General features: G+C 43.2%; 10 protein-coding genes. 5 read left to right on the top strand and 5 right to left on the bottom strand.

Features of this window, described 5'->3' with window-relative positions:
• Position 1 precedes the first annotated feature (1 nt).
• Positions 2-2,020, bottom strand: a complete 2,019-nt coding sequence (locus LQ983_RS09715; RefSeq protein WP_230622532.1) for an iron ABC transporter permease — start codon at positions 2,018-2,020, stop codon at positions 2-4.
• A 57-nt stretch (positions 2,021-2,077) separates the two neighbouring features.
• Positions 2,078-3,106, bottom strand: coding sequence for an ABC transporter substrate-binding protein (locus LQ983_RS09710; RefSeq protein WP_111294172.1), 1,029 nt, complete (start codon positions 3,104-3,106; stop codon positions 2,078-2,080).
• Positions 3,107-3,546: 440 nt separating this feature from the next.
• Between LQ983_RS09710 and nrdA the strand changes: the two genes are divergently transcribed.
• The 5 genes from nrdA (at position 3,547) to yfaE (ending at position 9,814) form a co-directional block, all read left to right on the top strand.
• Positions 3,547-5,817, top strand: coding sequence for a class 1a ribonucleoside-diphosphate reductase subunit alpha (nrdA, locus tag LQ983_RS09705; RefSeq protein ID WP_230622531.1), 2,271 nt, complete (start codon positions 3,547-3,549; stop codon positions 5,815-5,817).
• Positions 5,818-5,826: 9 nt separating this feature from the next.
• Positions 5,827-6,720 carry a hypothetical protein gene (locus tag LQ983_RS09700; RefSeq protein WP_230622530.1) on the top strand — a complete coding sequence of 298 codons (894 nt, stop codon included), beginning with the start codon at positions 5,827-5,829 and terminating at the stop codon, positions 6,718-6,720.
• Between the two features lie 2 nt (positions 6,721-6,722).
• On the top strand, positions 6,723-7,853 hold the full coding sequence (gene nrdB / locus LQ983_RS09695) for a class Ia ribonucleoside-diphosphate reductase subunit beta (protein ID WP_005700384.1): 1,131 nt from the start codon (positions 6,723-6,725) through the stop codon (positions 7,851-7,853).
• Between the two features lie 258 nt (positions 7,854-8,111).
• Positions 8,112-9,497 carry a DASS family sodium-coupled anion symporter gene (locus tag LQ983_RS09690; RefSeq protein WP_230622529.1) on the top strand — a complete coding sequence of 462 codons (1,386 nt, stop codon included), beginning with the start codon at positions 8,112-8,114 and terminating at the stop codon, positions 9,495-9,497.
• Between the two features lie 68 nt (positions 9,498-9,565).
• Positions 9,566-9,814, top strand: a complete 249-nt coding sequence (yfaE, locus tag LQ983_RS09685) for a class I ribonucleotide reductase maintenance protein YfaE (protein WP_109858783.1) — start codon at positions 9,566-9,568, stop codon at positions 9,812-9,814.
• 73 nt (positions 9,815-9,887) lie between these two features.
• Here the strand turns inward: yfaE and dapB are convergent, their stop codons facing one another.
• Genes dapB through LQ983_RS09670 form a run of 3 tightly spaced genes read right to left on the bottom strand, consistent with a single transcriptional unit; the run spans position 9,888 to position 11,838 of the window.
• Positions 9,888-10,700: a 4-hydroxy-tetrahydrodipicolinate reductase gene (gene dapB, locus LQ983_RS09680; RefSeq protein WP_230622528.1), complete on the bottom strand. Its 813-nt coding sequence runs from the start codon at positions 10,698-10,700 to the stop codon at positions 9,888-9,890.
• 18 nt (positions 10,701-10,718) lie between these two features.
• Complete coding sequence (locus tag LQ983_RS09675; protein ID WP_230622527.1) at positions 10,719-11,339, bottom strand: LysE family transporter; 621 nt, start codon at positions 11,337-11,339, stop codon at positions 10,719-10,721.
• A 7-nt stretch (positions 11,340-11,346) separates the two neighbouring features.
• A complete protein-coding gene (locus LQ983_RS09670) occupies positions 11,347-11,838 on the bottom strand; it encodes a phosphatidylglycerophosphatase A (RefSeq protein WP_230622526.1) in 492 nt (163 codons plus the stop codon).

Genomic DNA, 11,838 nt, shown 5'->3' with positions numbered 1-11,838 from the left:
GTTATCGTCCTAACTTTGTCTCACCGACCCATCGACCGAATAAGCCGATAACCAGCATCATAATCACAATTAAACTGGCGCCATAGGCCACGGCTAAACCGTAATCGCCGTCTTCCACCCGATTTAAAATAAACGAAGTTGCCACGCGGGTACTTGGTGTAACTAAGAAAATAATCGCGCTAATGGTTGTCATAGCTCGCACAAAACTGGTCACCAAGGCAGACAATAAAGCGGGCTTCAATAAAGGCAAGGTAATAAAACGTAACGTCTGAAACGCACTGGCTTTTAAAGAATAGGCGGCTTCATCCAATGCCGGATCGAGTTGTTTAAAATTCACTAACGCGGCACGCAAACCAATAGGCATGTTACGTGTAACCATCGAAAGCACAATGATCGCCCCTGTGCCGGTTAAATAAAGTGGGGCATTATTGAAAGCAAGAATGTAAGACACGCCGGCAACCGTCCCCGGCACAGCAAAACTGAGTAGCGTGAGAAATTCAATGTGTTTTTGTCCGAAGAAGCGATGACGAGAAAAGAAATAAGCCAATAAAAAGCCGCTCATGGCAGTAAAAGGTGCGGCGATCACCGCGAATAATACGGTTTGCAATAAGGACGGAATTGCGCCGTTCTTCCAGCCTTGTCCGAATAACATGATGTAGTGCTGCAAGGTAAAAGTGTGATTAACACCCCAGTTCTGCATCACGCTGCCGTAAAAAATACTTCCATACAATAACGCATTGAAACCAACCCAGGCAGCAAAAATGCTCACAACGGTAATTTTTAAACCGAAAGATAAAGGCGTATTTCGACCTTCAAACCCTTTGCCCGAGAGTGTAACGTAATTTTTACGTCCGATAAAATGATATTGCAGCCAGAAAATCCCGAGGGAGATGCTTAACAAAATAATCCCCAAGGCACTTGCGGAGAAATAATCGTTTTGTGCCCCCACAATGTAAAAATAAATTTGCGTTGCTAACACATCAAAATTGCCACCTAACACAAAAGGCGAGCTGAAATCCGCCAAAGATTGCACCATCACGATTAAAAAGGCATTGGCTAATGCCGGTTTCAATAACGGCAACACGATAAAACGGAAACTCTGCCAACGATTTGCGCCGAGTATGACGGCGGCCTCTTCTAATTTTGGGGAAAGGTTTTTTAATGCGCCTTCCAACAACATAAAGGCCATTGGCGTGAGTGCCAACGTGTGGGAAATCAGAATACCGTTAAAGCCATAAAGCCAATTCGGACTCACACCAAAATGTTGCCCGAGAAATTGAGTGACATAGCCTGAGCGCCCAAACATCAACATCACGCCTAAACTCACCACAAATGGCGGCGTCACCATCGGCAATAAGGAAAAGATCTTACTGATAAACAAACTGCGTTTGGCGATTCTTGTGGTGTATAACGCCAAAACAAGGGCAAAGGCAACAGAACACAAACCCACGGCAGAGGACACTGCCAAGGAATTACCAATGACTTTCCACAACCCAAGGTGGTTTAATAACGTAAAAACATTGCCAAACTCACCGGATTCGCCGGTAAAAAAGATCGTAAATAATGCGGTGATCGGATAAAAAATAAAGCCGATCACCAACACGGCAAGCCCTGTGGCGACCGCCAATAAAAAACGATCTCCCCGTAAAAAACCTAAACGCGCTAAGGCATCCACGAATATGGCGCCGATGGTAATAAACAGGAAAATCACCGCATAGCCGAAACGGAAAGCATAGGCCTCCGCCGAGAACCAAATGAACGCGACCAAAAGTGCGGTCAAAATAACGGTTATTTTTGCCGAGCGGCGAGAATCAGGCAGTCGCTGAAAAAAGGGGAAAATCCATAATGCACCAAACCACAGCCAACTGATATGGATCTGAGCCCATCCCATCGCAGCAAAATATTCTTTGGCGCTTGCGCCCAAAAGACCATAATCCAAGGCGCGCACCGGCAAACAAGCAAATGCCAGAAAAGCGAGCAAAATCCAAATGATGGAGTGATGAAAGCGGTGTTTTAGCATGAATACGTCAGCATAAGATCTTGCTCGGCACGATATTTATACCGAGCATAGGAAGGATTATTTCGATAATTTGATGTCAGCCAGCCACTTATTAATTAATCGCTTGCCTTCGTCTTTAGAGCCAAATTTCACAAAATCAAATTCAACAAAATCTAATTTCTTCGGGTCAACGGATTTTGGTGAAGATTCCGCATTGGCATTGGTTGGGATTTGATATAAACCGAATTCACGCCATGGCATTTCCTGCACCTCTTTCGACAACACAAAATCCATAAAAAGTTTGGCATTATCGAGGTTGCGTGCGCCTTTAATAATACTCGCACCACCCAATGCATAACCGGTTTTACCTTGTGGGATCACCGTTTCCACCGGTGCGCCTTTTTCTTTTTCGGTGGCATACGCATGCACAAAACCGACACTCACCGCACTTTCACCACGAGATAAATTCGCCGTCACTAAATTACTTTTTACATATTGTGAGACGTTTTCATTAAGCTTTTTCAAATAATCAAAGGCCTTCTCTTCGCCCCAAAGTTGAATCAAGGTTGCCATGATGGTATAGGTCGTGCCGGAAGCGCGCGGATCCGGCAGTTGAATTTCACCTTTATATTCCGGTTTGAGCAAATCTTCCCAGCTTTGTGGCGCGGGCAAACCCAGTTGTGCCAATTTTTGTGTATTCACACCAAAGCCCAACACCAACATGTATGCCACCGAAGTGAAATCACCCTTTTGCGCCATGAGTGGTTTAAACTGCGGTAAAATTTCCGCTTGTTTTGGCGAACGGTAGGCTTCTAGCAAACCCAACTCGCCCGCCTGGAAATGCGGCTCAATAGTACCGCCATACCAAAAATCTGCCTGCGGATTGTCTTTCTCCGCGTTGATCTTGCCAAAAATGGTTTCCGTGCCCCCGTGTACAAATTCGGTTTTCACGTCATATTTTTCACCAAACTGCGTCGTTACCTTTTCACACAAGGCATTTTGCACCGTGCAATACACGGTCAAACGTCCTTCCGCCGCCGCCTGTTGGCTAAAAAATAAAGACGAAAGACACACCAAACCTAAACTCTGTTTAAACCATTTTTGCATTTGAACGCTCTCTTAAACTTAAATAATGAAAGGCTGAGATTATATGTTATTAAATGAAAAATCGAAATCGATTGCGTTTAATTTTTATGCCAATGAAAGCCTGGTAAACACAGGTACAACCAATCACCTGTAAACAAAAACGATGAACCTGTCGTTGTGGTTTAATATTTGTTGGGAAAAAAGACCGCACTTTGATCCTAAAAAACATTCTTGGATCCTCTTTTAATTCAAAATTTGATCTCGCGCACAAATTTACTCATGCAATCTTTACCCTTAGAAAAATTCTTCCTTAATTTATAAACAGTTATTTGATGTCAATAATTTAAATGAAAAATTTAGTGCTTGAACTTTCACTTTTAACACATTATCTTGTGCGCAATTTTTCAAACAATAACTATATATTGTGTTTTAACATATTTCACAAGGAGCGGGCATCTTCTATGAATAAAGCACTCATGGTCACCAAACGTGACGGAAAACTGGAACCAATTAACCTCGATAAAATCCACCGCGTAATTACATGGGCGGCAGAAGGACTGGAGAATGTGTCCGTCTCACAAGTGGAATTGCGTTCTCACATTCAGTTTTATGAAGGTATTCGTACCTCTGATATTCACGAAACCATTATCAAAGCAGCTGCAGACTTAATCAGCAAAGATACGCCGGATTATCAATACCTTGCTGCACGCCTTGCGGTGTTCCATTTGCGTAAAAAGGCTTACGGCCATTTCGATCCGCCGCGTTTATACGATCATGTGAAAAAACTCGTGCGCATGGGCAAATACGATCACGCCCTATTAGATGATTACACCCGTGAAGAATGGGACGAAATGGACGGTTTTATCGACCATTGGCGCGACATGACCTTCTCTTATGCGGCAGTAAAACAATTAGAAGGTAAATATCTCGTTCAAAACCGCGTGACCGGTGAGATCTACGAATCCGCCCAATTCCTCTATTTATTAGTGGCGGCAAGTCTGTTCTCTAAATATCCGCAAGAAACTCGCTTGGATTATATCCGTCGTTTCTACGATGCGACTTCCACCTTCAAAATCTCCTTGCCAACCCCAATCATGGCAGGCGTGCGTACCCCAACCCGTCAATTCAGCTCTTGTGTGTTGATCGAGTGTGGCGACAGCTTGGATTCCATTAACGCCACCGCCTCTGCCATCGTGAAATACGTTTCTCAACGAGCCGGTATCGGTGTGAATGCCGGTGCGATTCGTGCGCTAGGTAGCCCAATTCGTGGCGGCGAAGCGTTCCATACCGGCTGTATTCCGTTCTATAAATATTTCCAAACTGCCGTGAAATCTTGTTCTCAAGGCGGCGTGCGTGGTGGTGCGGCAACCGTGTATTACCCGATTTGGCACTTAGAAGTAGAAAGCCTGTTGGTGTTGAAAAACAACCGTGGTGTGGAAGACAACCGCGTGCGTCACATGGACTACGGCGTACAGCTCAACAAATTAATGTACCAACGCTTAATCAAAGGCGGCGACATTACCCTATTCAGCCCGTCCGACGTACCGGGACTTTATGAAGCGTTCTTTGCGGATCAAGACAAGTTTGAAGAACTTTACGTACAATATGAACAGGATCCGTCCATTCGTAAACGTACCGTGAAAGCCGTGGAATTGTTCTCTTTATTAATGCAAGAACGTGCGTCCACCGGTCGTATTTACATTCATAACGTGGATCACTGCAACACCCACTCACCGTTTGATCCAAAAGTGGCACCGGTGCGTCAATCCAACCTGTGTTTGGAAATCGCCTTACCCACCAAACCATTAAATAACATTAATGATGAAGAAGGTGAAATCGCTCTTTGTACCCTTTCTGCCTTTAACTTAGGCAAATTGGACAACTTAGACGAGCTAGACAATTTGGCAGATCTTGCCGTTCGCGCATTAGATGCCTTGTTGGATTACCAAGATTATCCGGTGGCAGCGGCAAAACGCAGTTCCCTTGCCCGTCGTTCTTTAGGTATCGGCGTTATCAACTATGCATACTACTTGGCGAAACACGGCGTGCGTTATTCTGACGGCAGCGCCAACGATTTAACCCACCGCACTTTTGAAGCCATTCAATATTACTTATTGAAAGCCTCCATGAACTTGGCGAAAGAACAAGGCGCGTGTGAATATTTCCACGAAACCACTTACGCACAAGGTATTTTGCCGATCGATACATACAAAAAAGACATCGACAGCTTAACTTCCGAGCCGTTGCATTACGATTGGGAAAGCCTACGCCGCGACATTAAAGAATTCGGCTTGCGCAACTCTACCCTCACTGCCTTAATGCCGTCGGAAACCTCTTCACAGATTTCCAACGCCACCAACGGTATCGAACCGCCACGCGGCCATGTGAGCGTCAAAGCCTCGAAAGACGGTATTTTGAAACAAGTGGTACCGGATTATGAAAACTTGGGTGAAAACTACGAATTACTTTGGGACATCCCGGGCAACGATGGCTACTTACACTTGGTCGGCATCATGCAAAAATTCGTAGACCAAGCCATCTCTGCCAACACCAACTACGATCCAAAACGTTTTGAAGACGGTAAAGTACCAATGAAAGTGTTGTTAAAAGATCTGTTAACCGCTTACAAATACGGCTTAAAAACCCTTTACTATCAAAACACCCGTGACGGTGCCGAAGACAGCCAAGAAGATTTAGATGATGGCTGTGCAGGCGGCGCTTGTAAGATTTAAAGGAATTATATGACTCTGTTGCAAGAAATTATTAATGGCTGTGTAAATCACAGCCTTTCATTAAATGAAACTTTAATGAAATGCAAAATTCTTGCTTATCGCTTAAAAAATGAAGAGCTAAAAAATTGGGTCAATAGAGAAATAAATGGATATGACAATAAAGATAGTTTCCCTTCTTATCGTATAATTCCAGCACATTCAAAAGGCGACTTTCAATTTTCAGCCCATTTAGTTAAAAACTTGAATATACCTTCTACTGCGATAAGAGAAGAGTTTAGAGAATATGTAGACATATGCTACATGTCTAGAGGAGTCTCGACTTTAGAGCATTTACTTAATAATTCAACTTCAGACATGTTAATGGCTGATTGGGATCATAATTTGGTTGTTCTAGAGGGACGTAAAATTTATAAAGATGCTACTTGTTTATATGCATGGCAAGAAATCCCTTTATCTGCAATTACTGAAATATTAGAAAAAGTACGAAGTATAATTCTTGATTTCTGCTTAAAAATAGAACAAGAATATCCAAACATAGGAGAGCATCCCATGATAAATACTCCAGATATAAAGAAAGTTGAGCAAATTGTTCAAAATACCTTTAATTTCTATGGAGGAACGCAAAATGTTGCCACAAATAGCAAGGAATTTTCTCAAGATATTCAACTAAATAGCAATGAATTGTTCAATAATATAGAGAATGCTATCAATTCAATATCTAGTATTGATGAAATGTTGAAATCTGAATTGCTAAAATTATTACTTCAGATGAAAGATAGTAATAATAAACAGACATTTAGCGAAAAATATAAAAATTTTATTGAGTTAATTAGTAATCATGCGAGTATACTCACTACTCTAGCACCATTTATACCTGCTTTAACAAACTTACTGGGGCATTAATCATGGCATACACTACTTTCTCACAAAACAAAAACGACCAGTTAAAAGAACCGATGTTCTTTGGTCAAAACGTTAACGTTGCTCGTTACGATCAACAAAAATATGAGACCTTTGAAAAGCTCATTGAAAAACAACTTTCCTTCTTCTGGCGTCCGGAAGAAGTGGATGTGTCACAAGACCGTATCGACTATGCGGCATTGCCTGAACATGAAAAACACATTTTCATCAGCAACTTAAAATATCAAACCTTGTTGGATTCCATTCAAGGCCGTAGCCCAAACGTGGCATTGTTGCCGTTGGTGTCCATTCCGGAATTAGAAACCTGGATCGAGACCTGGACGTTCTCCGAAACCATCCACTCCCGTTCTTACACGCACATTATCCGTAACATTGTGAACGATCCGTCTATCGTATTTGACGACATCGTGACCAACGAAGAAATCATCAAACGCGCGCGCGATATTTCTTCTTACTACGACGATTTAATCCGTGATAGCCAACTTTACAGCCTGTACGGTGAAGGCACTTACACCGTGGATGGCAAAGAATGTGTCGTCACCTTGCGTAATCTGAAAAAACAACTTTATCTTTGCTTAATGAGCGTGAACGCGCTTGAGGCCATTCGTTTCTATGTATCTTTCGCGTGCTCTTTTGCCTTTGCTGAACGTCAATTAATGGAAGGCAATGCGAAAATCATTAAATTTATCGCCCGTGATGAAGCGCTACACTTAACCGGTACGCAGCACATTTTAAACATCATGGCAGCGGGTCAAGACGATCCTGAAATGGCTGAAATTGCAGAAGAATGTAAACAAGAAGCCTACGATTTATTCTTAGCGGCAGCAGAACAAGAAAAAGACTGGGCAGATTACTTGTTTAAAGATGGTTCCATGATCGGTTTGAACAGAGACATTTTGGTGCAATACGTGGAATACATCACCAATATCCGTATGCAGGCAGTCGGTTTACCATTGCCGTTCCAAGCGCGCTCCAACCCGATTCCTTGGATCAATGCCTGGTTGGTTTCCGACAACGTACAAGTGGCACCGCAAGAAGTGGAAGTGAGTTCTTATCTTGTGGGTCAAATTGACTCCAAAGTGGACACCAAAGATTTCGACGATTTCGATCTGTAATCTTTCATATCGCTAAAAGTGCGGTGGATTTTTCGGGTGTTTTTAAATTCCGATAAAATCTACCGCACTTTTTTATTTCTCAAGGATTGCCTCCTCTACTCACTAAAACAAGCATGTAATCCTTTCATAAAAATCACCGCACTTTTATCTCTTTCTTCTTCACAAAATATATTTGATAGCTGTCACAATTTTGTTAAAAAAATGTTTCTAGTTTATTAAAACAATGCTAATAAATAGCAGCCATGGAGGACATTTATTATGCAGACACAAATCCCTTTCTTCGCTAAACATAAAAGCCTGATTATTCTTGTTTTGGATTTTATCTTGATGTTGGTGCTAATCAACACATTGCCCTTCTCCCCAAAGGAAAACCGCGGCTTGGCATTGCTGACGTTCATCGGTATTTTGTGGTTGACAGAAGCCTTTAATATTACGGTGACCTCGCTTATGGTGCCGATTCTCGCCATTGGTTTAGGGCTCATTAACACACAGAAAGCCCTTGCACCTTTTGCTACCCCGATTATTTATATGTTCTTCGGCGGCTTTGTTATCGCAGCAGTATTACAAATTCAGCAACTGGATAAAATCATTGCGAACTACATCGTGCGACTCGCCAAAGGCAATTTAAAACTTTCCGTGGCGTATTTATTTGGGGTGACCACCTTTTTATCCATGTGGATCAACAATACTGCTGTCGCCGCAATGATGTTGCCACTCACCATTGGGATGTTAAAAGGGTTGAATGCAGAAAAAAATTATCGCCTGTATGCGTTTACCTTATTAGGCATGGCGTTCTGTGCCAGTATTGGCGGCATTGGCACTTTAGTCGGTAGCGCTCCTAATGCCATCTTGGCCTCTCAAATTCAAGTGACTTTCACCGAGTGGTTAGGTTATGGCTTCCCGGTAATGCTATTCTTGCTACCTTCCATGCTCTTTGCCCTTTGGGTGATTTTACGCCCAAATTTTCAGGTTGAATTTTCCCCTTCTCTTGAAAAAGTCTCTTTCACGAAAAAGAACATCATCACTCTCGTTATCTTCAGCGTGATGGCATTACTGCTTCTGTTTAGTTCACTCATTAACCCGTGGTTCTCCGGTTTACTGGGCTTAGAGAAAAAAATTGATAGTTTCGACAGTATTATCGCCTTAACCGTCGTGGTGATTATCGGCGTGACCGGTGTAGCCAAATGGAAAGAAATTCAAGAACGTGTGGAATGGGGCGTGTTAATGCTTTTCGGCGGTGGTTTAACCTTGAGTATCGTGATGAAAGACTCCGGTGCCAGTAAAATCATGGCAGACACCATTGTGCAATTTACCAATGAAAAACCGCTGTGGGTGCTTTGTTTCGTCGTCAGCGCATTCATCATCTTCCTCACAGAATTCACCTCTAACACCGCCAGCGCAGCATTGATCATGCCGATTGTGATTTCGGTGGCACAAACCTTAAACTTGCCACCAATCGCTCTTGCCGCCATCATCGCCTGTGGTGCAAGTTGTGCCTTTATGTTGCCAATCGCCACGCCGCCGAATGCGATTGTGTTCGCAACAGGCCACGTCAAACAAGTGGATATGGCAAAGGTCGGCTTTATTCTCAACCTTTTCTGTATCGGAATAATTGGCGGCATGGCATATTTCGTGTGGATCTAATTTCGATTACAATACGCCCAATGCTATTTAGAGCAGTTTTCTAACTGCTCTTTTTTATTTTAATGATCATGAAAATTCATTTATTACACAGCCGTCAAACCATCGAACACGATAATCAAATCCCGCTCCTCAATCGCTTGGAACAACATGGTATTTACCATGAATACCAATGCCGCAGTGGCTATTGCGGCTCCTGCCGAGTAAAAATAAAAAAAGGCAAAGTGTCCTACGCGGAAACACCGTTAGCCTTTTTACAACAAGATGAGATTTTATTGTGTTGTTGTCGGGTGGAAGAGGATTTAGAGATTGAACTGTAAAAAACACCGTGAAAAATGACCGCACTTTGATCAATGAAGCTGAACAAAAAAGGGGCTTTACTCGCCCCTATTTTTATAGATTATTCAAATCCAACACATCCGTCATATCAAACAAGCCCTTGTCTTTTCCCTCAAGCCATTTCGCCGCACGCACGGCGCCGTTAGCAAAGGTCATACGGCTGGAAGCTTTGTGGGCAATTTCAACGCGTTCGCCGATGTCGGCAAACCAAACGCTATGCTCACCCACCACATCGGAGGCGCGAATCGTAGAAAAACCGATTTCATCACGCTTACGCTCACCGATAATGCCATCACGGCAAAATACACCGTGAGTTTTCAAATCACGCCCCAAGGTTTTCGCGATGTGCTCGCCCATGGAAAGTGCAGTGCCGGACGGCGCATCCACTTTGTGGCGATGGTGCGCTTCAATGATTTCAATGTCGCAATAATCGCCCATCACTTTGGCGGCTTTTTCCAATAATTTGAACACCAGATTCACGCCCACACTGAAGTTAGAGGCAAACACAACACCAATATGCTCTGAAGCGGCTTTAATCGCGGCTTTACCTGCGTCATCAAAACCTGTTGTGCCGATAATAATATTTTTCTGATTTGCCACACAAAACGCCAAATGTTCTAAGGTTCCTTCCGGACGGGTGAAATCAATCAGCACATCAAATTGTTCTTTTACCGCGTTTAAATCATCGCCCACTTGAATGCCTAAGTGACCAATGCCCGCCAACTCACCGGCATCCGTACCGACCAATGAAGAACCTTTTCGCTCAAATGCTGCACCTAATGCTACGCCTTCTGCGTTCTGTACTGCTTGAATCAACTGACGTCCCATGCGTCCGCCTGCGCCTACGATTGCAATTCTTAAAGCCATAATCTTCTCCGATTTAAACTAACTCATGATGTTCAACGCACCACTGTAAATTAAGTACGCGCCGAACAGAATAAAAATCACGCCTGAAGCGTTATCTATATAGCGACTATATCGGCTATAAAAACGTTTTGCAAAGGAACGTGAAAATAAGAGGGAAATCACATAGAAATAAACAAAGGTTTCTATCATGATAATCAAAAGTGCGGTCAACATTTGCCGCGTTTCAGTGATGTTGACGAGGACAAAAGACATCACACTGCTGAAATAAATCACCACTTTGGCGTTAGATAAATTCACCAGCAAGCCTTTGATGATTTCATTTTTAGATGCTGTGTTTTGTATCAAATTGCTTTCATCAAATACCGCATTGGTTGTGACACGCGCCATTTTCACCCCTAGATAAAACAAATAGCCGCCACCCAATACCATTACGACACCCTGCAACGCCGGCATCGTTTTGAACACAATCGCTAAACCTAACACTGCAGCCGTCGCCCAAATGGTGACACCAATCGTAATGCCAATCACACCATAAATTGCCGTTCGCCGAGAATGTGTTGCCGCAGCACGGCTGACATAAAAGAAATCGGGCCCTGGCGAAAGCAACCCCATTAAATGAACGAACATTAAATGTAACATGATGTGGCTAGATAAAATGCGCTAAAGCAAGAATGACGAGAATGCTATAACCTGCCGCCAAAATATCATCCACCATAATGCCAAAACCATTGGTAAGTTTTTCGTCAAAATAGCGAATTGGATAAGGTTTTAAAATATCAAACAGGCGGAAGGTCACGAAAGCAACGGCGCACCAAAATAAAGACACTTCCGGCACCACCAACAGCACCAAGAAAACGGCGACAATTTCATCCCACACAATGCTGCCATGATCGTGCACACCCATGTCGTGGCTGGTGCGTTCGCATAACCAAATGCCAAGAAAGAAACAAAGTGCGGTCAATATAAAAAACGTTTTTGCACCCAGCCAAGGCAATAATAACGCCCCCAATACGACGCCCACCAAACTGCCCCAAGTACCGGGCGCCGGATGCAATAAACCGGAGCCGAAACCCAATGCGAGAAAATGAATAGGATTGCGCAACGTCACCCGTTCAAGGGGATTTTGTGGTGCAGTCAT

The sequence above is a fragment of the Aggregatibacter sp. Marseille-P9115 genome, from assembly GCF_920939465.1.
GTDB lineage: Bacteria > Pseudomonadota > Gammaproteobacteria > Enterobacterales > Pasteurellaceae > Aggregatibacter > Aggregatibacter segnis_B.
This window is presented reverse-complemented; position numbering and strand designations above follow the sequence as displayed.

Excerpts from the sequence above, each read along its gene's own strand:
- dapB (WP_230622528.1), bottom strand. The coding sequence starts at position 10,700 with ATGGCTTTAAGAATTGCAATCGTAGGCGCAGGCGGACGCATGGGACGT.
- LQ983_RS09690 (WP_230622529.1), top strand. The coding sequence starts at position 8,112 with ATGCAGACACAAATCCCTTTCTTCGCTAAACATAAAAGCCTGATTATT.
- nrdA (WP_230622531.1), top strand. The coding sequence starts at position 3,547 with ATGAATAAAGCACTCATGGTCACCAAACGTGACGGAAAACTGGAACCA.
- LQ983_RS09675 (WP_230622527.1), bottom strand. The coding sequence starts at position 11,339 with ATGTTACATTTAATGTTCGTTCATTTAATGGGGTTGCTTTCGCCAGGG.
- yfaE (WP_109858783.1), top strand. The coding sequence starts at position 9,566 with ATGAAAATTCATTTATTACACAGCCGTCAAACCATCGAACACGATAAT.
- LQ983_RS09700 (WP_230622530.1), top strand. The coding sequence starts at position 5,827 with ATGACTCTGTTGCAAGAAATTATTAATGGCTGTGTAAATCACAGCCTT.
- LQ983_RS09715 (WP_230622532.1), bottom strand. The coding sequence starts at position 2,020 with ATGCTAAAACACCGCTTTCATCACTCCATCATTTGGATTTTGCTCGCT.
- LQ983_RS09670 (WP_230622526.1), bottom strand. The coding sequence starts at position 11,838 with ATGACTGCACCACAAAATCCCCTTGAACGGGTGACGTTGCGCAATCCT.
- nrdB (WP_005700384.1), top strand. The coding sequence starts at position 6,723 with ATGGCATACACTACTTTCTCACAAAACAAAAACGACCAGTTAAAAGAA.
- LQ983_RS09710 (WP_111294172.1), bottom strand. The coding sequence starts at position 3,106 with ATGCAAAAATGGTTTAAACAGAGTTTAGGTTTGGTGTGTCTTTCGTCT.